Source organism: Nocardioides daejeonensis, from assembly GCF_003194585.1.
Taxonomy (GTDB): Bacteria; Actinomycetota; Actinomycetes; order Propionibacteriales; family Nocardioidaceae; genus Nocardioides; species Nocardioides daejeonensis.
Window position 1 is genome coordinate 576,718 of sequence record NZ_QHKZ01000003.1, and the last position, 20,260, is coordinate 596,977.

At 70.3% G+C, this 20,260-nt stretch carries 20 protein-coding genes; 12 read left to right on the plus strand and 8 right to left on the minus strand.

Going from position 1 to position 20,260, the window contains the following annotated elements; translation table 11 throughout:
• The first annotated feature begins 133 nt into the window (after positions 1-133).
• From DNK54_RS10790 to DNK54_RS10800, 3 genes are read left to right on the plus strand one after another with little or no spacing between them, the layout of a single operon-like run.
• A complete protein-coding gene (locus DNK54_RS10790; RefSeq protein ID WP_110206946.1) occupies positions 134-2,497 on the plus strand; it encodes an ATP-binding protein in 2,364 nt (787 codons plus the stop codon).
• 31 nt (positions 2,498-2,528) lie between these two features.
• Positions 2,529-4,169, plus strand: a complete 1,641-nt coding sequence (locus DNK54_RS10795; RefSeq protein WP_110206947.1) for an ABC-F family ATP-binding cassette domain-containing protein — start codon at positions 2,529-2,531, stop codon at positions 4,167-4,169.
• A 53-nt stretch (positions 4,170-4,222) separates the two neighbouring features.
• Positions 4,223-4,861, plus strand: a complete 639-nt coding sequence (locus DNK54_RS10800) for a DUF2461 domain-containing protein (protein ID WP_110206948.1) — start codon at positions 4,223-4,225, stop codon at positions 4,859-4,861.
• A 156-nt stretch (positions 4,862-5,017) separates the two neighbouring features.
• Here DNK54_RS10800 and DNK54_RS10805 read toward each other — a convergent pair whose 3' ends face one another.
• From DNK54_RS10805 to mftR, 3 genes are all read right to left on the minus strand, one after another.
• Positions 5,018-6,409: a wax ester/triacylglycerol synthase domain-containing protein gene (locus tag DNK54_RS10805; protein ID WP_110206949.1), complete on the minus strand. Its 1,392-nt coding sequence runs from the start codon at positions 6,407-6,409 to the stop codon at positions 5,018-5,020.
• Positions 6,399-7,391 carry an alpha/beta fold hydrolase gene (locus DNK54_RS10810; protein ID WP_162602404.1) on the minus strand — a complete coding sequence of 331 codons (993 nt, stop codon included), beginning with the start codon at positions 7,389-7,391 and terminating at the stop codon, positions 6,399-6,401. The genes DNK54_RS10805 and DNK54_RS10810 overlap by 11 nt, the downstream gene beginning before the upstream one ends.
• A gap of 100 nt (positions 7,392-7,491) precedes the next feature.
• Positions 7,492-8,100 (minus strand): mycofactocin system transcriptional regulator, encoded by a 609-nt coding sequence (mftR, locus tag DNK54_RS10815; RefSeq protein ID WP_110206951.1) that lies wholly within the window; start codon positions 8,098-8,100, stop codon positions 7,492-7,494.
• 99 nt (positions 8,101-8,199) lie between these two features.
• Here mftR and mftA point away from each other — a divergent pair, with 99 nt between their 5' ends.
• Genes mftA through mftF form a run of 7 tightly spaced genes read left to right on the plus strand, consistent with a single transcriptional unit; the run spans position 8,200 to position 14,084 of the window.
• On the plus strand, positions 8,200-8,292 hold the full coding sequence (gene mftA, locus DNK54_RS10820) for a mycofactocin precursor MftA (protein WP_110206952.1): 93 nt from the start codon (positions 8,200-8,202) through the stop codon (positions 8,290-8,292).
• Positions 8,293-8,308: 16 nt separating this feature from the next.
• On the plus strand, positions 8,309-8,629 hold the full coding sequence (gene mftB / locus DNK54_RS10825; protein WP_239460031.1) for a mycofactocin biosynthesis chaperone MftB: 321 nt from the start codon (positions 8,309-8,311) through the stop codon (positions 8,627-8,629).
• Positions 8,626-9,951 carry a mycofactocin radical SAM maturase gene (gene mftC, locus DNK54_RS10830; protein WP_110206953.1) on the plus strand — a complete coding sequence of 442 codons (1,326 nt, stop codon included), beginning with the start codon at positions 8,626-8,628 and terminating at the stop codon, positions 9,949-9,951. Before mftB ends, mftC begins: the two co-directional genes overlap by 4 nt.
• The gene (mftD, locus tag DNK54_RS10835; protein ID WP_110206954.1) at positions 9,952-11,199 is read left to right on the plus strand and encodes a pre-mycofactocin synthase MftD; all 1,248 of its coding nucleotides are present in this window, start codon (positions 9,952-9,954) and stop codon (positions 11,197-11,199) included.
• A 1-nt stretch (position 11,200) separates the two neighbouring features.
• On the plus strand, positions 11,201-11,872 hold the full coding sequence (gene mftE / locus DNK54_RS10840) for a mycofactocin biosynthesis peptidyl-dipeptidase MftE (protein ID WP_110206955.1): 672 nt from the start codon (positions 11,201-11,203) through the stop codon (positions 11,870-11,872).
• 11 nt (positions 11,873-11,883) lie between these two features.
• A complete protein-coding gene (locus DNK54_RS10845; protein ID WP_239460032.1) occupies positions 11,884-12,642 on the plus strand; it encodes a mycofactocin-coupled SDR family oxidoreductase in 759 nt (252 codons plus the stop codon).
• A gap of 35 nt (positions 12,643-12,677) precedes the next feature.
• Complete coding sequence (mftF, locus tag DNK54_RS10850; RefSeq protein WP_239460033.1) at positions 12,678-14,084, plus strand: mycofactocin biosynthesis glycosyltransferase MftF; 1,407 nt, start codon at positions 12,678-12,680, stop codon at positions 14,082-14,084.
• On the opposite strand, the gene DNK54_RS10855 is transcribed toward mftF, so the two are convergent.
• Entirely contained in the window at positions 14,056-14,715 is a 660-nt protein-coding gene (locus DNK54_RS10855; RefSeq protein ID WP_110206958.1) for a hotdog domain-containing protein, read from the minus strand. The genes mftF and DNK54_RS10855 overlap by 29 nt on opposite strands.
• 161 nt (positions 14,716-14,876) lie before the next feature.
• On the opposite strand from DNK54_RS10855, the gene DNK54_RS10860 reads away from it, so the two are divergent.
• Positions 14,877-15,506: a TetR family transcriptional regulator gene (locus DNK54_RS10860; protein WP_110206959.1), complete on the plus strand. Its 630-nt coding sequence runs from the start codon at positions 14,877-14,879 to the stop codon at positions 15,504-15,506.
• Positions 15,507-15,610: 104 nt separating this feature from the next.
• The gene (locus tag DNK54_RS10865; RefSeq protein WP_110206960.1) at positions 15,611-16,744 is read left to right on the plus strand and encodes an acyl-CoA dehydrogenase family protein; all 1,134 of its coding nucleotides are present in this window, start codon (positions 15,611-15,613) and stop codon (positions 16,742-16,744) included.
• A 90-nt stretch (positions 16,745-16,834) separates the two neighbouring features.
• Here the strand turns inward: DNK54_RS10865 and DNK54_RS10870 are convergent, their stop codons facing one another.
• Genes DNK54_RS10870 through DNK54_RS10885 form a run of 4 tightly spaced genes read right to left on the minus strand, consistent with a single transcriptional unit; the run spans position 16,835 to position 20,257 of the window.
• Complete coding sequence (locus DNK54_RS10870) at positions 16,835-18,271, minus strand: aldehyde dehydrogenase (protein ID WP_110206961.1); 1,437 nt, start codon at positions 18,269-18,271, stop codon at positions 16,835-16,837.
• A 38-nt stretch (positions 18,272-18,309) separates the two neighbouring features.
• The gene (locus DNK54_RS10875; protein WP_110206962.1) at positions 18,310-19,494 is read right to left on the minus strand and encodes a thiolase C-terminal domain-containing protein; all 1,185 of its coding nucleotides are present in this window, start codon (positions 19,492-19,494) and stop codon (positions 18,310-18,312) included.
• On the minus strand, positions 19,491-19,937 hold the full coding sequence (locus DNK54_RS10880) for a Zn-ribbon domain-containing OB-fold protein (protein WP_110206963.1): 447 nt from the start codon (positions 19,935-19,937) through the stop codon (positions 19,491-19,493). Before DNK54_RS10880 ends, DNK54_RS10875 begins: the two co-directional genes overlap by 4 nt.
• The gene (locus DNK54_RS10885; protein WP_204164518.1) at positions 19,937-20,257 is read right to left on the minus strand and encodes a hypothetical protein; all 321 of its coding nucleotides are present in this window, start codon (positions 20,255-20,257) and stop codon (positions 19,937-19,939) included. Before DNK54_RS10885 ends, DNK54_RS10880 begins: the two co-directional genes overlap by 1 nt.
• Positions 20,258-20,260: the final 3 nt, after the last annotated feature.

Sequence of the window (20,260 nt, forward strand, 5' to 3'; positions counted from 1 at the left end):
ACACCCGCCCCGGCTGCCACGCGACCCCGAACGGCTGAGAAGTGACGAAGAATCGTTCGCCGACATGCGGCCATCCCGGCAGAACCGGGGGAAACGCCCGATCCCTCCTCTTCCTCCTCACTAGGATCGCCCGGTGGCTCTTCACCGCCGACGCCTCGCTGCGATCCCCCTGACGACCCTGGCCGCCGAGGGGATCCGCCGCCTGCGCTACCCCCGCGGAGAGCAGGCCACCGACGGATGGGCGACGGCCAGCCTGGAGCGGTCGATCCGCACTGCTCTGCTCGTGGGCATGGCGGGATGGCAGGGCGCGCTCGTCCTGTCCGCCTTCACCTCGCTCGGCTGGACCCCGCTCGCCACCGGAGTCGCTGCGGCGCACGCGGCCTGCCTGCTTCTGAGCCTGGCGACACTGCGATGCGGATGGAATCGGACCGCCGTGGTCGCCAGCGTCTATGCCACCTTCCTCCTCGACTGGAACGTCGCCCCGTCGACCGACAGCGTGCTCCTGTTCGCGGCGTGGTGGATGGTGGTCCTCGCGCACGCTTACGTCCTCGATGGTCGCTGGTGGCGGCTGGTGCCCGGGGTCGCGCTGCTCGTCGTACCCGCCACCATGGTGGCGACTCGACCTGACTGGCCGCACATCCTGCCCCTCTCGTTCGCGGTCTTCCTGCTCGCGACCACGCCGTCGGCACGCGTAGGGCTCTCCTTCATCATCGACTACACCCACGACGTGGACCGGGAGGCGAAGGAGCTGGAGTCCGCGCTCGCTGACCTGGAAGCGCGGGGCTCTGCACGCAAGCAGGTCGCCGAGGACGCCCGGGTCCTGCATGACACCGCGATCAACACGCTGGGGGCGATCGCCAACGGTGGCTCGGCTCTCGACGACCACCATGCCGTCCGCAGACGGTGCCTCGACGACGTCGAGGCACTGGAGCTCCTCCGCGCCAGCACTCCGGAGGAGCCGCCGGCCCGCGAGCGCCTTCGGGACGCCGCCCGTCCCTCCGGCATCCGCGTGCGGCACTCCGGGATGCCGGACGACTCGATCGCACAGCTGGAGGCGCTCCTCCCCGCCCCCGTCGTACGGGCGTTCGGCCGGGCGACTGCCGAAGCCGTGCAGAACGCCGCCAAGCACTCGGGAAGCGAGGAGGTCACCGTCACCGTCGACCGCCGCGCGGGCCTGGCCGTCGTGGAGATCCGCGACGACGGCAGAGGTACGGACGCGGCGCTCCGACCGGAGGGCGGCGTCCAGCGCTCGATCCTCGACCGCGCTCGCGAGGTCGGGATCACCGCATCCTTCGACAGCGCACCGGGCAAGGGCACCACGGTGCGGATGACCTATCCACTCAGCGGCCTCCTCTCCGACGGCAGCTCCGTCGCCGTCGAGTCGGTCGACGCCGAGGAGCTGCTGCGGGAGGTGCGAGCCCGAGCCTCCGCCCTGGTCCTGGGCGGCCTCATCGTGGTCGCGACCTCACTGGCCCTCTTCAATCACCAGGCGCGGCCCACGCCGGAGTGGCTGATGCCGCCCCTGGTCGCGTGGGCATGCTGGATGGCCTGGCGCGTGCGCTCCCGACCCCGACTCCCCCGCGGGACCGCGGTGATCCTGCTTGTCGCCGGGCCTGCGGCCTATCTGGCTTCTGCGTGGTCGGTCGGTTTCGGGCAGGAGGACCCGCTGCTCTGGCAGGCGGTGGCACCGGTCGGCCCGACGCTGGCGCTGGTCCTCCTCGCGGCCTCACGAGCAACGAGGATCCTCGCTCTGATGACCTACTTCGGCACCGGGCTCGCCGTGGCAGCGGCCGTAGCACCGCGCTCGACCGACGCAGCACTGATCAACGTCGCAGCAGCCACCGCGGGCGTCGGCGTCGTCCTCGGCGTCGCGGCGTTCATGAGTACGCTCACCGCCGTCGTCAGGCGGGCCTCCCGCGATCACCAGGAGCGGTTCGCCATCCGGGTCGAGACGGCCGCCGTCGACGCCGCCGACGAGGCCCGGCGCCGGTGGCGGCAGGCTGGGCTCGATCAATCCGTCGACCTGCTGCGTGCCATCGGCGAAGGGCGGATGAGCCCCCACGACCCGGACGTGCAGACCCGCTGCGGCAACCAGGAGCACTTCCTCCGGCAGCTGACGACGCTGGACCCTCAGCTCACCCGGATGGGCACCTGGTTCGCCCATGCACTGAGCGCCGCGAGCGAACGAGGCATCGGTCTGACCGTGCGGTCGGGCGCGACGGACGCCGGGACGGAGCAGGCAGGAGAGCTGGGCCCGACGCTCCTCTCCGTCATCGGGACGCTGCCTCGTGGGACCACCCTCACCACCTCTCTCTTCGTCACCGGCCGCGGCTTGGTGATGACGCTCGTCGCGCCGACGCCGCTCCTCGCGGACCGGCTCGCCCGTGAAGCCCGGAACACCGAGGCGATGAGCGTCCAGTCGCTCGGCGGGCAGGACCTGGTCGAGATCACGTTCGATCTCACTGACCCTCCCGTGCACAACCTGTCCGCCCGGTAGGCATCCCAGCACCACCACTACGGTTGTTGCCGTGACCGGCACTCTCGTGGCCAAGGACCTCGCTGGAGGATTCGGCCACCGCACCCTGTTCGAAGGCCTGAACCTCACGGTCTCGCCCGGCGAGGTGGTCGGGATCCTCGGCGCCAACGGCGCGGGCAAGTCGACCCTGCTGCGGCTCCTCGGCGGATTGGACGAACCCCTCGACGGCTCGGTCACGACCGCCCCTCCGGACGCCTTCGTGGGCCACCTGCCCCAGGAGCACGAGCGCATCGACGGCGAGACCATCGCGGACTACATCGCCCGCCGTACCGGCGCTCGCGAGGCAACCCGGGCCATGGAGGCGAGCGCCGCCCTGCTCGGCAGTGATGCGCCAGGGGCCGACGACGCCTATGCCGCGGCGTTCGACCGGTGGATGGCCAGCGGCGCCGCAGACCTGGACGACCGGATTCCCGCAACCCTGGCCGAACTGGGCCTCACCGTCGGCCCCGACGCGCCGATGACCGGGCTCTCCGGCGGTCAGGCAGCGCGCGCGGCGTTGGCTGCACTGCTGCTGAGCCGCTTCGACGTGGTGTTGCTGGACGAGCCCACCAACGACCTGGACCTGCCCGGCCTCGAGCGCCTGGAGGCGTTCGTGACCGGCCTACGAGCCGGTGTCGTGCTGATCTCGCACGATCGGGAGTTCCTGTCCAGGGTCGCCACGCGGATCGTGGAACTCGACCTGGCCCAGAACCAGGTGACGGTCCACGATGGCGGTTACGAGTCTTTCCTGCACGAACGAGCCGTCGCCAAGCAGCACGCTCGCGACGCCTACGAGGAGTTCGCGGCCAAGAAGGGTGACCTGGTGGCGCGTGCCCGCACCCAGCGGGAGTGGTCCTCCCAGGGCGTGCGCAACGCGATGAAGAAGAGTCCCGACAACGACAAGATCCGGCGCCGAGCACAGTCCGAGTCAAGCGAGAAGCAGGCGCAGAAGGTCCGCCAGATGGAGTCGCGGATCGCCCGGCTCGAAGAGGTCGAGGAGCCGCGCAAGGAATGGGTGCTGCAGTTCGAGATCGCGGCAGCACCGCGCGGCTCGACCGTGGCCGCGACCTTGGACCAGGCAGTGGTGCAGCAGGGAGACTTCACCCTGGGACCGGTGTCGCTGCAGGTCGACGCCGGCGACCGGGTTGCGATCACCGGGCCCAACGGGGCGGGCAAGTCGACGCTGCTGCGCCTGTTGCTCGGCGAGTTGTCCCCGAGCGCGGGACGCGCCTCACTGGGCGCCACGATCGCGGTGGGCGGCATCGATCAGGCGCGCACCGGATTCGCCGAGGACCGGCCTCTGGGCGATGCGTTCGAGGCCGTCGTCCCAGAGATGAGCCCGGCCGACGTACGCACCCTGCTCGCCAAGTTCGGCCTGAAGGCCGATCACGTGGCGAGTCGGGTCGATCGACTGTCCGGCGGGGAACGGACCCGCGCCGCGATGGCTCTGCTGCAGGCCCGCGGCGTGAACCTGCTGGTGCTCGACGAGCCGACGAACCACCTCGACCTACCGGCGATCCTCCAGCTCGAGCAGGCTCTCGACCGCTACGAGGGCACCCTGCTGGTGGTGACCCATGACCGGCGCCTGCTGGCCAACCTGCGCACCGACCAGCACTGGGAGGTCTCGGACGGCCAGGTGACGGTGCGGGTGTGAGCACCCGTCCCGGTCGCCTTCGTCACGACGACGCGTGACCGTAGGCTCGGTCCGTGAGTTTCCAAGGATTTCCCGAGGCGGCGCTCGACTTCTACGACGACCTCGAGGTCGACAACACCAAGTCCTTCTGGGAGGCCAACAAGCACGTATACGCGGAGAGTGTGAAGGCTCCGATGGTCACGTTGACCGAAGCGCTGGCTGAGGAGTTCGGCACCGCCAAGGTGTTCCGGCCCTACCGGGACGTACGGTTCGCGAAGGACAAGACACCGTACAAGACCCATCAGGGGGCGTTCGTGGGCGTCGCCCCGGCAACCGGGTGGTACGTCGAGCTCTCGGCGCGCGGGGTCCGGATCGGCGGAGGCTTCTACGAGGCGAGCGCCACCCGGCTGGCCGCCGTACGTGCCGCGATCGACTCGGACCTGACCGGACCGGAGCTCGTCCGGACCGTCGAACGACTCGCCAGCGACGACTGGGAGGTCGGTGGCGACCGACTCAAGACCAAACCCCGCGGGTACGACGCCGATCACCCGCGGATCGAGCTGCTGCGGCACCGCTCCCTCGTGGTCACCCGCAGCCTCGGCTTCGGCTCGGTGATCCAGGGCCCGGAGCTGGTGGGCGTCGTCCGCGACGGTTGGCGACAGCTCCGGCCTCTCATCGAGTGGGTGGCTCCCCGGACCGACACGCTGGAGTAACCCCAATCGCCATCCAGGGACTCACCGCGCCCACGTGCCCTCCGGCTCACGCGACACCACGCGTCACACTGTGTGCCCAAAACTGTTGCTTGGTGTGCGTAGCTACGGCATACAAGCGACAAGTTCCCCGCCCGGGCGGGGAATCCACACACGAGGTCAGGGCCCGGCAAGGGCGAGGATCTCGTCGAGCCCGTCCTGCAGGTGCGCGAACAGCTCGCTCGGGTCGAAGACGTCGCCGTCGCAGTTGATGCCGATGTGGGCGGAGCCGTTGAGCGAATAGAGGACGACCATCACCGGCGAGCCGGGGAGCGGGCCGAAGTAGTAGATGCCTGAGACGGGCACCCCGAGCATCTTGACCTCGTGACGAATGCCGGGGACGTTGCTGATGGTGACGTCGGTGCGGTTCTGCATGCCGGTGAAGAGCGGTGTGAGCAGCTGCACCGGTGCCCGGTTGAGCACCGGCAGGACGATGCTGAAGAAGTCCAGCGCCGGCTCCTTGCTGATCCGTTGCACCTGCGACCGCAGCACTCTCATGCGCTCGGCAGGGTCGACCACCGACGACGGCGCGTTGAGGAATGCAGCCGCGAACCGGTTGCCGCCACGCGGGTCGTCGTTGCCACGCATCGACACCGGCATGTTGATCACCACGTCGCCGATGGGCTCGCCATGTGCCTCGTGGTATCGCCGCAGGCCGCCGAGAACGGCGCTGACGTAGGCATCGTTGATGGTGCCACCGACCGATCGCCCTGCCGCCTTGAGCCGGCCGAGGTCGCAGGAGAGCACGCCGTACTGCCAGTTGGTCCGTGCACCCGAGCTGAGCAGCGGCGACTCACTGGGTTGCGGCTGCGCGAGCACGCGTCCGACCGAGCCGACGAAACCGACCGAGCCCGCCGGATCGCGCAGCGCGCGCACGGCGAGCCCCAGCGTGCGAGTGGCGAGACGGGGTGCCCTCCGCGCCCTGCCGACGACCTGACCGGCCGCCACTGCCCATGTGTTGGCGGAGCCATCCCGACGCGTCGACCGAGTAGCTCCTTCGACGGCCTTGCGGTCGCGACCGTGCAGGTCGGCGAGCAGTTGCACACTGCCGTGACCGTCCATCAGGCAGTGGTGGACGACGAGGAAGTACGCCGACCGGCCGCCCTCCAGGCCCTCGATGAACACCCCGCGCCACGGCGCACGCGCCGCGTCCAGCGGAACCAGCGCCGCGTCGCGAGCGACGTCGAGCAGTTGCTCCATGGTGCCGGCACCGTCGAGCCGGACGCGCGTCAGATGATGGTCGAGATCGAACTCCGGGTCATCCACCCAGACCGGCGGCCCCACCGGCAACGCCGGCTCGACGACCTTCTGGGTGAAGCGCGGGTACTGCTCGAGCCCGAAGCGATGCCAGGCGACCAACTCGTCCCAGTCCGGCGTGCCGTCCAGCACCTCCAGCACGCCACCCTGCGTGGAGTTCTCCGGATGCCTGTTGGCACGCCACATCGTCGACTCGAGCTCGGTCATCTCCTGACCGCCACCCCAGGGCGGCTCGGACGGGTTCTCAACGGACATGGCGGTCCCTTCCTGGAGGGTTGTGTCCCGGCAGCGGGCGGGTCGGATCGGCGTAGCGATGGAGGAGGCGGGCGAATCGCTCCGGCTCCTCGATCATCGGGAGATGCCCGACGTCAGCGATCGCCTCGAGGTGCGCGTGGGGGACGCGGGCCCTCATCTGGAACGCACTGCTCAGCGGAGCGAACCGGTCACGCTCGCCCCAGAGAAGCAGCGTGGGCGCCTGGACCTGCTCCTGCTCCGAGTGACGGACGGCAACCGCGCTGGCCGCGATCGAGTCGGCGAAGGCAGGCGCAGCCAGCGAGGGCGCCACCTGGACGGCGAGAGCATCCGACAGGCGGCCCGGGTGGACCATGGCGGAGGCGAGCATGGCCCGGAGCAGTCCCGGCCTGCGGGCGAGCAGCCTGAGCACCCGCGGACTGGCCACCAGGCGCTGGGCGAAGCGCAGGCCGGCCAGCACGATCTCGAGGTGTCGCTCGCTCATCGGGACGCCTCCGGCGCCGACCAGCACCAGCCGCTGGACCAGCTCGGGGTATCCCGCCTCCAGCGCCAGCGCGACAAGACCACCCATCGAATGACCGAGCACCACCGGGTGGTCGACGTCGAGGTGCGCGCACAGCGCGGCGACCGCATCGGCCTGGTCGGCCATCGTCCACCCCGGCGTCAGCGGATCGGATCCGCCAAAGCCCGGCAGGTCGATCGCAATCACACGGAAGCGACGCCCCAGTTCGGGAAGGACGGGCAACCACCATTGCCAACTGCTGGCCATCCCGTGCAGGAGCACCAGCGCCGGACCGCTGCCATGGTCGAGGTAGCGGATGCGACCCTCGACGTAGGCGTAGTCGCGCACCTGCTGGCTCCAATCGGAGCCCGTCCACTCCTCGGGCCCCGGCGCCTGCCGGCACCGCGTCACGCAGCGGGAGGCGAAGCCAGCGGCAGCAAGGCCCGCTGCGCCGGCGGTGGCGCAGCGGATCGTCCGCCTCATCGTGGGTGTCATCGAGTCCGCCCTTCAGTTATCTAACATCATTAGATTAACTCAGTGCCGCGTCGGCAGCAAGGGCCGAGGAGCACGCTGCCGGACCGCGCTATTCGCGACAACAGGGGTCAGCCAGGTAGAGCCGCAAGGCGTCCCGCAGGTCACCCAGGAGCCGCTCCAGGCCGAGCGACTCATCCTCGAGCCATTGCTCGTACGCCGCGATGGCGACGCCGAGCGAGACATGACCGACGAGCCGAGGGACGAGGTCGTCGACTCGCTCCGCCCGCCGCTCGGCGACGTACTCCTGGATCACCCGGCGCCACTGCCGGTAGCGGAGCACCGAATGGGCCTGGAGGGTCGGCGTCTCCAAGATCAGCCGCATCCGCTCCCGGTGCCCCGGATCGGCATCGTCGGGGAACCGATTGAAGGCGACGACGCCGCGATGCACCGCCTCCTCCAGCGGGAGATCCTCGGGCATCACCGCCAACAGCTCACGGAAGTGCTCCAGGGTCCGATCGAACCGCCCCCAGGGGATGTCGTTCTTCGAGGCGAAGTAGCGGAACAGTGTCCGCCGGCTCACCCCGACACCCTCGGCAATGGCCTCCAAGGGGGTGCCCTCGAACCCGCGCGCGGCGAAGAGCTGGAAGGCGACGCGCTCGATCTCCGCGTGCGAGGTCACCTCGGGCCGGCCCGCCGGAGAGCGTCGCCCATGCGTCATGGCGATTACCTAATCATTTTCGGTAAATCTCTTCCATTGTTGCCATCGGTGCACTTAATGTGGCGGCGACCACCGTGGCACGACCGTCAGGAGGCTGACATGACCCACACCCCCGAGCAGGAGAGTCCTGCACCCGTCGTCGAGGAGCTCATCGAAGAGGTCTCGATCGACGGGATGTGCGGCGTCTACTGACGCCGAGGTGCTCGCCGTGCCGACGCAGCCCACATCGGAGATGACCGTGCTGGACCAGGGATGGACACTGTCGCCCGCCGTCGCGCTCCGCCCCGAGCCGTTCGGCGCACTCGCCTACCACTTCGGCAACCGGCGGCTGACCTTCTTGAAGCATCCGCTTCTGGTGGAGGTCGTCACCCGGCTCGGCGAGCACCCCACAGCGCGCGAGGCGCTGCTCATGGTCGGCGTGCCCGAAGCCGACCATCCCGCCTATCAGCGGGCTCTCGCCGGGCTCGTTGCCACCGACATGCTCGCGCCGCGTCCGGCCGGCGCCGCTCACCACGGAGATCCCCGATGACCCTCGCCCCCTCCCTGCCCCGGGTGCGCCCCACCGGCGGCAGCCTGGTGCAGCAGTTCGAGTACGGCCTCGATGCCCCGATCTGCCTGACCTGGGAGCTCACCTACGCCTGCAACCTCGCCTGCGCCCACTGCCTGTCGTCCTCGGGTCGTCGCGACCCGCGCGAGCTGACCACCGAGCAGTGCGAGGCCGTGATCGACGAGCTGCAGCGGATGCAGGTCTTCTACGTCAACATCGGCGGCGGCGAGCCGACGATCCGTCCTGACTTCTGGCACCTGCTGCAATACGCCATCGACCACCAGGTCGGCGTGAAGTTCTCCACCAACGGCGTCCGGCTCACCCCCGACCGCGCGGCGTTCCTGGCCTCCCCCGCCTGCAACGGCTACGTCGACGTACAGATCTCCCTCGACGGCGCCACCGCGGAGGTCAACGACTACGTGCGCGGCCCGGGCTCCTTCGACACCGCGATCCGCGCCCTGGAGAACCTGCAGGCGGCCGGCTTCGCCGACGCGAAGATCTCGGTGGTCTGCACCCGGCAGAACCTCAGCCAACTCGACGAGTTCAAGGCGATCGCCGACCGTTACGGCGCCACGCTGCGGCTGACCCGGCTGCGTCCCTCCGGCCGCGGCGCGGACGTGTGGGACGAGCTGCACCCGCTCCCGGAGCAGCAGCGCGAGCTCTACGACTGGCTGATGGCCAACGGAGAGAAGGTGCTCACCGGAGACTCCTTCTTCCACCTCTCCGCCTTCGGCGAGGCACTCCCGGGCCTGAACCTGTGCGGCGCCGGCCGGGTGGTCTGCCTGATCGACCCGATCGGCGACGTCTATGCCTGCCCGTTCGCCATCCACGACAACTTCCTTGCCGGCAACCTGCTCGACGAGGGTGGCTTCCGACGGGTGTGGCAGGAGTCCGACCTCTTCACCGACCTGCGTCGCCCGCAGACCGGCGGCGCGTGTTCGAAGTGCTCGTTCTTCGACTCCTGCCGCGGCGGCTGCATGGCCGCGAAGTTCTTCACCGGCCTGCCGATGGACGGCCCCGACCCCGAATGCGTGCAGGGCTACGGCGAGACCGCCCTCGAGCGGCTCAACGAGGCCGGCGGACGCACCATCCCCGCAGCCAGCCAGGACCACTCCAGAGCCACACCCCCACGCAACCAGCCAGTGATGCTCACGCTCAGCCGACGCCCTGACACCGACCAGAGGGCTGCCGCGCCGGCATCGCCACCGGTCTCTGCTTGCGCGGAGAGCCCACTGGCGGGCTTCACGCCCACCACCTCCGGCGGCTGCGGGTGCAGCGCCGAGCCCGGAAAGGCCTGCCGCTAGATGAAGATCGAGAATCCGTGGAAGCAGAACCCCTGGTTCGAGTCCGTCGCGGTGGCGCAGGAACGGGCCCGCAGGCGACTCCCCCGGCCCGTGTACGGCGCCCTGGTCGCCGGCTCCGAACGAGGCCAGAGCGCCCAGAGCAACCAGACCGCCTTCGCTGAGATCGGCTTTGCGCCGCACGTCGCCGGGCAGCTGCCGGACCGTGACCAGCGCACGACGGTGATGGGCCAGGAAGTCTCGCTGCCCGTGCTCATCTCCCCAACCGGCGTCCAGGCCGTGCATCCCGAGGGCGAGGTGGCCGTCGCGCACGCAGCAGCGGCACGAGGCACGCTGATGGGATTGTCGAACTTCGCCTCCAAGCCGATCGAGGAGGTCGTCGCCACCGGAGCCCGTACCTTCTTCCAGATGTACTGGACCGGCGAGCGGGACGTCATGCTGCAACGCATGCAGCGCGCCGCCGACGCCGGCGCCCTCGGCCTGATCGCGACGCTGGACTGGTCGTTCTCGATGGGCCGCGACTGGGGCAGCCCCGAAATCCCCGAGAAGGTCGACCTCAAGACGATGGTGCGCATGGCGCCGAAGGTCGCCACCAAGCCGCGCTGGCTCTACCAGTTCGGCCGCACCGGCCAGATCCCGGACCTCACCGCACCCAACCTGGCTCCCAGCGGCGCCGACGGACGTCTCGGCCCAGCCCCGACCTTCTTCGGCGCCTACTACGAGTGGATGACCACCACCCCGCCGTCCTGGGAGGACGTCGCCTGGATGCGGGAGCAGTGGGCGCAGATCTCCGGCGAGAAGCCCTTCATGCTCAAGGGTGTCTGCAGGATTGACGATGCCCGCCGGGCGGTCGACGCCGGGGTGCAGGCCATCTCGGTCTCCAACCATGGCGGCAACAACCTCGACGGCACCCCCGCCGCCATCAGGATGGTGCATCCCATCAGCTCGGCGGTCGGGGACCAGATCGACGTCCTCATGGACGGCGGGATCCGCCGGGGCTCCGACGTGGTCAAGGCCGTCGCACTCGGCGCGAAGGCGGTGATGATCGGGCGCGCCTATCTCTGGGGCCTGGCCGCCAACGGTCAAGCCGGCGTGGAGAACGTCCTCGACGTGCTACGCAGCGGCATCGACTCCGCGCTGATGGGCATGGGCCTCTCCTCCGTGCACGAGCTCAGCCCCGACCAGCTGCTGGTGCCCCCCGACTTCCACCGCGCCTTGGGTGCCCCTCGTCCGGCGGTCCTTGAGGCCTGAGATGGCTACCCTCGCCTCCGCCACGTGGCCGGACACCGAGGCGGCCGACCTCGTCGTGGTGCCGGTCGGCTCCATCGAGCAGCACGGACCACACCTGCCCCTGGAGACCGACACGGTCATCGCGGTCGCCGTCGCACAGGCGCTGATCGCCGACGGCACGCTGTCGGGCGGGTGGCTGGCACCGCCCCTCGCCTATGCAGCCTCCGGGGAGCATCAGGAGTTCCCCGGCACCTGCTCCATCGGTACGCCGGCACTCACCCAGGTCGTCGTCGAGCTGGTTCGCTCCCTGCACTGCTGGGCCCGCCGTACCGTGCTGGTCAACGCACACGGCGGCAACGTCAACGCCCTCGATGCGGCGGTCGGACAGCTGGTGAGCGAGGGGCACGAGGTGCGGTGGGTTCCCTGTGCCACCGAAGAGGTCGACCTTCACGCCGGTCGGACCGAGACGTCGCTGATGCTCCATCTCGCGCCGTGGCACGTGCGCCTGGACCGGGCGGAGGCCGGCAATCGCCAGCCCCTGCGGGAGATCCTGCCCACGCTGGTCTCGGCGGGCGTGCGCGCCGTCTCGGCCAACGGGGTGCTCGGCGATCCGCACGGAGCGAGCGCCCTCGAAGGAGCGCAGATCATGGAGCTGATGATCAAGCGGATCCGGCAGCGCCTGGGCTCACCATGAGGGTTGCGGTGGTGACCGGTGCGGCCCGCGGCATCGGTGCCGCCACCGTACGCCGCCTGGTCGCCGACGGCTGCCACGTGCTGGCCGTCGACTGGTGCGCCGGTGCCGACGCGCCCTACCCCCAGGGCACGGAGGCCGACCTCGCCTCGGTCGTCTCCTCCGCTCCGGGACAGGTGATCGGGCACGTCGCCGACGTGCGGAACATAGCCGCGATCCGAGCCGCGACGGACCGGGCGATACAGACCTGGGGGCGGCTCGACGTCGCCGTCGCGGCGGCCGGCATCCTCACCGGCGGCACCTCGCTGTGGGACGCACCGGCGAGCGACCTGGCGCTGGCCTGGTCAGTGAATGCGGCCGGCGTCTGGCACCTGGCCGCAGCCGCCGTACCAGCCATGCTCGCCGGACCCGACCCGGCCGGCTGCCGATTCGTCGCGGTCGTCTCCGCGGCCGATCACACCGGCCTCTTTCATCTGGCCGCCTACAACGCCAGCAAGCACGCCGCCCTCGGCATCGTGCGCGGACTCGCCGCCGACCTCGCCGGCACCGGCGTCACCGCCAGCGCCGTCTCCCCCGGCTCCACACGGACTGCGATGCTCGACCGCACCGCTGAGTTGTACGGCGTCACCACCGACGAACTCGTCGCGCACCAGCTCCTCGCCCGCCCGCTCGCACCCGAGGAGGTGGCGGCCTCGATCGCCCACTGCTGCTCCCCGCTCGGCGGTGCCGCCCTCAACGGTGGTGTGGTGCGCGCAGACGGCGGCTTCCGGTGAGCCCGGTTCCGGCGAGGCTGCCGCGTGGGTTCACGGTGCGCGTCGCTCCCGACGTCCGGCGTCTCGCCGGCGGCAGCCTCCTTGTCGGCGGCACTCCGCTGACGACGCTCCGCCTGAGCGCCGCCGCTGCCCGCATGGTCGGCGCGGCACCTCCGATCGAGGTGCGAGGCGCGATGTCGGCGACGATCGCGGACCGCCTGCTGGCCACTAACCTGGCCTACCCCGAGGTCGGTTGCCTCCCGCGGCACGACGCCACCGAGCTCACCGTCGTCGTGCCGGTGCGGGATCGGCCCGAGCAGCTCGATCGCTGCCTGCGCGCCCTCGCACCACTGACGTGCGTGGTCGTCGACGACGCGTCACTGAGGCCTGGTCGCATCGCCGAGGTGACTGCACGTCACGGCGCGCGGCTGCTCTCGCTCCCGGAGAACCTCGGCCCCGGCGGCGCCCGCAACGCAGGTGTCGCCCACATCGACACCCCGCTGGTGGCCTTCGTCGACTCCGACGTGGTCATCGACGCAGACCGGCTGCTCGACCTGACGCGGCATCTCTCCGATCCACAGGTGGCGCTGGTCGGCCCCCGGGTCCGCGGAGTGGCGCGGGAGCAGCAAGCCCGCTGGTTCCAACGGTTCGATGCCGCTCGCTCCTCCCTGGACCAGGGCGATCAGCCGGCCGCGGTGGCCCGCGGCTCGCGGGTCGCGTGGCTCCCCAGCGCGTGCCTGGTCGCCAGGCGCGCGACGCTCGGCGACGGATTCGATGCTGCGCTGCGCGCAGGCGAGGACGTCGACCTGGTCTGGCGGATGCTGCGGCGCGGGCACCGGGTTCGCTACGCCCCGGAGGTCATCGCCGAGCACGACGTCCGCGGCAGCGCACGCACCTGGCTCGGCCGGGTCTTCACCTACGGCGGCAGCGGCGCAGCGCTGGCCGAGCGTCACGGCGACACCGTGGCTCCCGCAGCGTTCACACGTCTCCAAGGCCTTGCCGCCTTCTCGGTGCTCGCGCGGTCACGCCTGGCCACACCGCTGGTGGCCGCCGCTGCCGTCGCGACCTACCGGAAGGTGCGACCAGCACTCCCCGCGGGCCGGGAAGGCTCCTGGGAGACGACACGGATCACGGCGCACGCCCTCACCGGAGCGGTCGGGCAGGCGCGTGACCTGACCCTGCGTCACTGGTGGCCGCTTGCCGCTGCCGGCCTGCTCAGCCGCGCCGGCCGGCGTACGGCGGCGACGGCAGTCGTCCTCGAACTCGCCGCCTGCGTGCCTACGAAGGCCGGCGACCCGCCGTACCTCGCGCGGGTCGCCGGGCGGCGGCTGCACGATCTCGCCTACGGCGCCGGTCTGTGGAGCGGCGTACTCCGGGCACGCACACGTCAGTCAGCACGTTGCCTGGCGCCCCGGCTCCCACCCCGCGGCCGACTCAGACCTGGTGCGCCAGCAGGGCGATGAAGAGCCCGGTCGCCTCCGCACACAGCACGTCGCCATCGCGGATCTCACCACGCAGCGTGCGCTTGCGTCCGCGTTCGGAGTCGAACCACACGTGGACGTCGAGTCGTCGTCCCACGGGCGTGATCGATCGGAAGGAGACATCCAGCGAGACGGTGCGCGCGGCGGGGCGTCCGCCAGTGTCGCTGAAGCGACCGAGCACCTCGTCGAAGAAGAGCGCGACCGCGCCACCGTGGACAGCACCATGGCCGCCGAGGTGGAAGCGGCCGAAGGTCACCGTGCCGGTGAGCCGGTCAGGTTCACGCCGCGTCAGCTCGAAGTGCGGTGCCAGCGCCTGGCCACGGGCGGCCAGGTCGACGCGATGCCCCCAGGGTTGATCGATCTCCGCAACGCGGTGCTCGGTGAGCTCGGACGCCCACCGGGCCAGGGTCGTCCGCATCTCGACGCCGAGCCCCTGGGGCGGAGCGGCCTCCGTCAACGCGTCGAGCCAACGACGTGCCTCCTCCAGCAACGGCCCCCAGTGCGCGCCCCCGGGCAGCAGCTCCTGGTCGACCGGAGCCTCACGGCCCGTGAAGGACTCGGGCACACCGATCCGCTCCGACCAGGGTCGGCTCAGCACATGATCGTCGGACATGGCAATCAATCTTACCTCATTAGGTATCTTCTTGCCCTCGATCCCTGCGGCCCGCACCGACACAGGACGGCACGCGGTAACCTGTGCCCAGACCGAGAACCTTTCGGTTAGCAATCGCTCACTACCTGCGCCCCGCAGCCGCCACCCAAGGAGCGGAGTCGATGGCTCGACCGAGCACCCCCCTGATCAGCAGGGAGGCGACGATCCAGGCCGCCCTGCGCATCATCGACGAGGATGGGCTCGAGTCCCTCAGCCTCCCCCGCCTTGCCCGCGAGCTGAACGTCAAAGCACCCTCGCTCTACCACCACTTCAGCGACAAGAACGAGATCCTGGCCGAGGTCGCACGCACCATCGTCGCCGGCACCCACCTTCCGCCGAAGCCTCGCAGCGGCGACTGGCAGGACTGGTTCACCCAGTTGAGCATGAACTTCCGGACCGCCGTGCTCAAGCACCGGCGCGCCGCGCCCATCTTGCTCCAGTTGCTCCCCCGCGACGCCCTCACCGATCTCTACGAGGAGGCCGCGGAGTACCTCCAGGATTGCGGCGTGGCCGAGGACCAGTGGATCCAGATCCTGGACGGACTGGAGAAGTTCTCCATCGGCGCCACGCTCGCGGAGGCGATGCGGCCGCCGTCACGCGCACGGGTCCGCTTCGAGCACGCCGATCCCGAGAACCACCCCGTCCTGACCCGGGCCGCCGAGGCGAACCAGCTCAACGCGAAGCAGATCTTCGAGAACGGCATCCGCAGCTACCTGCTCGGCGTCTCGCACTTCGGCGCCCACGACGCCTGACCAGCCACGCGACACGAAGGACATCGCCCCGGGCGGCCCTTGGCGCCAGCGACCCACGTGACGCATAATCTATTGACAATAGATTATGCGTCAAGGGAGATGACATGGAGAGCGATCTCTTCGAACCGGACCACGAGGCCTATCGCACCGTGGTCCGCGAGTTCGTGGCTCGTTCGGTCGAGCCGCACCTCGACCGGTGGACCGAGCAGCGGCTGATCGACCGCGAGACCTGGCTGGAGGCCGGCAAGCAGGGCCTGCTCGGCCTGGCGGTTCCCGAGCAGTACGGCGGCCCCGGCGAGCGCGACTACCGGTACCGGGCCGTGCTCCAGTACGAGATCGCCCGCGCCGGCGCCTCGTCGTTGCAGTCGGGCTTCTCGACCAACGACGACATCGTCCTCAACTACCTGCTCCGACATGCGACCGCCGAGCAGTCGGCCCGTTGGCTGCCGGGCTTCGTATCGGGGGCCACCATCGGCGCCATCGCCATGACCGAGCCGGGCGCCGGCTCCGACCTGCGTGGCATCACGACCCGGGCAACACGCGTGGAGGGAGGCTGGCGGGTCTCGGGCGCGAAGACCTTCATCACGTCGGGCATCCTGGCCGACCTGGTGATCGTCTTCGCCCGCACCGACGAGTCGTTCAGCCTCTTCGTCGTACCCGATGGGGCCGAGGGCTTCGCTCGCGGCCGCAAGCTCGACAAGGTGGGCCTGCATGCCCAGGACACCGCCGAGCTCTTCTTCGACCAGGTCTTCGTGCCCGATGCTGACGTGCTCGGCGAGATCGGGCAAGGCCTCACCTATCTCAAGCAGAGCCTGCCGCTGGAGCGCCTCGGCATCGCGATCGCCGGGCAGGCCTCCGCCGAGGCCGTCCTCACGTGGACCATCGACTACGTGAAGGAACGCACCGCCTTCGGCAAGCGCATCGCCGACTTCCAACGACCCGCCCACCAGCTCGCAGAGCTGCGCACTGCGGTCGAGGTCTCCCGCGCCTACATCGACCGCTGCGTCCGCCTGCACAATGCCGGCGACCTCTCGGCGATCGATGCCGCCAAGGCCAAGGCCTGGGCGACCCAGCTGCAGCATGACGTGATCGACGCCGGCGTCCAGCTGCACGGCGGATACGGCTACATGCTCGAGTACCCCGTCGCCCGGGCGTTCATCGATGCGCGGGTGCAGCGGATCTACGGCGGGACCAACGAGATCATGATGGAGATCGTCGCGAAGGACCTGCTGCGCTGACGTCACCGGACACCGAGGGTCCGCCGGCGCACACGCACCGGCGGACCCTGGCCCCTCGACCCGCCTCCCCCAGCCAGGGGCCTAGCCGGCTCAGGGCAGGTAGATCGAGGTCGTGCGCAGGTACGGGCTCAGCCCTTCCGGACCCAGCTCCCGTCCCACCCCGCTCGCCTTCACTCCGCCGAACGGCGCGTTGATGTGCAGCTCGTAATGGTTGACGCCGACGGTGCCGGTCTCGATCTGCTGCGCCAAGGCGATGCCCCGCTCCTCGTCGGAGGTCCATACGACACCGCCGAGACCGTAGTCGGAGTCGTTCGCGATCGCGATCGCCTCTGCCTCGTCGGCGTAGGGGATCACGCACAGCACCGGTCCGAAGATCTCCTCGCGTGCCACCGCCATGTCGTTGGTGACGTCGGCGAAGACCGTCGGCTCGACGTACCATCCCGGACGGTCCGGACGCCCGCCGCCCGTGGTGACCCGGGCGCCCTCCCCACGCCCCTTCTCCACATAGCCGAGGACGCGCTCTTGCTGGAGCGACGAGACGACGGGCCCGATCTGAGTGCCTGGATCGAGTGGATCGCCGACGCGCAGGCCGCCGACCGTCTCCGTGACGGCCTCGACCACCTCGTCGTAGCGTCCTCGCGGCGCGAGGATGCGCGTGGCGGCGTGGCAGGTCTGGCCGTTGTTGGGCAACGAGACCTCCCAGAGCTTGGCGGCAACGAGGTCGAGGTCGGCGTCTGGTGCAACGAGGGAGACCGACTTGCCGCCGAGCTCAAGGGTGGTAGGACGCAACAGGTCGCCGGTCGTCGCCCCGATCGCCCGGCCGGCTCCGGTGGAGCCAGTGAAGGCAACCTTGTCGACGCCAGGGTGCGCCACCAGATGCGCTCCAGCCTCGCGGCCCCCGGGGACCACGTTGAGCACACCTGGCGGCAGGCCGGCGGCGGCCGCTGCATCGGCGAGCACCAGGCCGTCGAGCGCAGCTTCCGGAGGCGGCTTCAGCACCACTGCACATCCGGCCGCAAGCGCGGGCGCCACCTTCATGATCGCCAAGGCCTGGGGGTAGTTCCACGGGGTGATCGCAGCGACCACGCCGACCGGCTGTCGAGTCACGATGGTCCGGCCACCGGTCGGGCTGGGGCGCACGTCGCTCTCCCCCAGGCCAGCGGCAAGGCTCGCGTAGTAGCGGGTGATCGCATACGGCGCCAACCCGTTGACGATGCCGGAGAGGCTGATCGGCATTCCGTTCTCCCTGGTCACCAGGGTCGCGGTGTCACGGGCACGCCGCTTCAGCTCTGCAGCGAACGCCTCAATCGACGCCGCCCGTTCCTCGGGGGAGTACGCCGCCCACGGTCCGGACAGCGCCGCACGGGCCGCAGCCACCGCGGCATCGATCTCCTCCACACCGCCGAGCCCCACGCGTCCGAAGGGGCGGCCGGTGGCGGCCTCGACCATCGCGGCGCTCCCACCCGTGGCCGGGCGGCGCCAGGTGCCGTCGACGTACACCTCGGGACGCTCGATCTGCTCGCTCATGTGCTTCTCCTGGGGCGGTTTCGGGTCCTGCTTCGTCATCAGAGAGTGCTCGCGCTGCCGAAGAGCACGGAGCTCACCAGCGGCGCCATCGGACCGCCGATGAACAGGGACGTCTCGGCACCGGTGACCTGGTTGACCGACTCCCCGCGGATCTGGCGGACCGCCTCGACCGCGAGCCCCATACCGTTGACGAAGGAGTCGGCGACGTTGCCGCCAGCCGTGTTGACCGGAAGCCGGCCCGCCGGTGCGGTCAGGTTCTCCACGGTCATGAACTCCCCCGCGCCCGGTCCCGGCGGACAGAGGCCGTGGTCGATCAGTGAGGCGACGGCGGGGCCGCTGAAGTTCTCGTACACCTGCACGACATCCACCTCGCTGGGTGCGACGCCGGCCTGCTTCCACAGACGCGCCGCGACGCCGGCCGTCCGCGGCCCTGGGCCGAAGCCGGCCGAGGTGTAGATCGAGGCGTCCTCGCTGTCGTTGCGCGCCGAATAGCCACCGGGCGCGCCCTGCACGCCGGCAAGCACGTGCGCCGCCCGCGTTCCGAGTCGCTTCGCGCGCTCGGCGGAGACCAGGAGCAGCGCGACCGCGCCGTCGTTCTCGCGGGAGCAGTCGTAGAGCCGGAAGGGCTCCACGATCGGCGCGCCGGCCAGATAGCCGGCCTCGTCCAGCGGCTTGCCGTAGGCAGCGGCCGACGGGTTCTGCTGGGCATGCGCATACGCCGCCAGCACCAGGTTGCGCATCGCGCTGGCGGGCACGCCATCGTGCTCGAGCAGGCGCTGGGTCCGCAGCGCGCACACGTGCGCAGGGGTGGCTGCGCCATGCGGCAGGTAGTGGTTGTCGAAGTAGTACTTCGCATAGCCGAGGCGACCCGAGTCGGCCTGGGACATGCCCCGGAAGGCCACCACACACTCAGCCTGGCCGGAGACGATCGCGGCCGCCGCAGCGTTGATGGCGGCTGCAGCACCGCCGCCCCCGCCGCCCCAGACCATGCTCGACCATCGCAACTCGTCGATGCCGAGCTCCGAGGCGAGCACCGGGCCGCTGTTGTCGCCACCTGCATAGGAGCAGAATCCGTCCACCTCGCGCGGCGAGATTCCCGCGTCGGCACACGCCTCGAGGATCGCGCGCAGGACCATCGCTCGCTCGCCGACGGGCGCCGTACCGCGGGGGTAGTGGAACTCAGCGACCCCGACAACGGCCGTTGCTCCACGCAACGCACTCATCGGTCGCCCTCCCTCGTCCAACGCAGCACCGGCCAAGCAGCATTGGCCGGTTCGTCGATCCAACCGGCCACCGCCTGCCCGATCTCCGGCTCCAGTGCGGCGTCGTCACTCAGTAGCCCGAGCAGCCGCACCGGCACGTCGTCGAGTGCCACCACGACGGTCTCGTACGGCGCCAGCACGTCGAGATCGTCCATGAAGTCGCGACGGCTGCGGATCCACGTGAAGATCCGGCCGGCGGCTCGCACCTCGGCCCAGTCGACCGCGAAGGACCAACATCCGTCACAGAGGATCCGGCCGGGCTCACGCCAGGCACCGCAGTCGGAGCATCGCGGGAGCAGGAGGCGACCCGCCCGCAACCCGTCCCAATAGGGTCGATCGACCTCATCGGACGCCGGGCCACAGGGCAGCGGCAGGGTGGTCGACGACTGAGCAGGGCGCGCCATCACGCCTCCGCGTCGAAGTTCTCCAGCTGGTCCGCGACCCACCGGCTGCCGTCGTACACCCAGCCGGAGCGCAGCCCCACAACCTCGTCCTCGAGCCGGTAGACGGCCTCACCGACCGCCCGTTGGCCGTCGACCCGTGCCGCCAGGACGTCCGCGGAGCGCACCGGCCCCTGGGGAGTCCGCACCCCCTCGAAGACGGAGGGCACGGAGCCAGGGGCCATATCGGCGAGCACATCGCGCATGTTGCCGGCGACCACGTTGTCGACATGGCGTCGATAGACGCTCTCGAAGCCCTCTTGATCAACACCCTGCACAGCCACAAC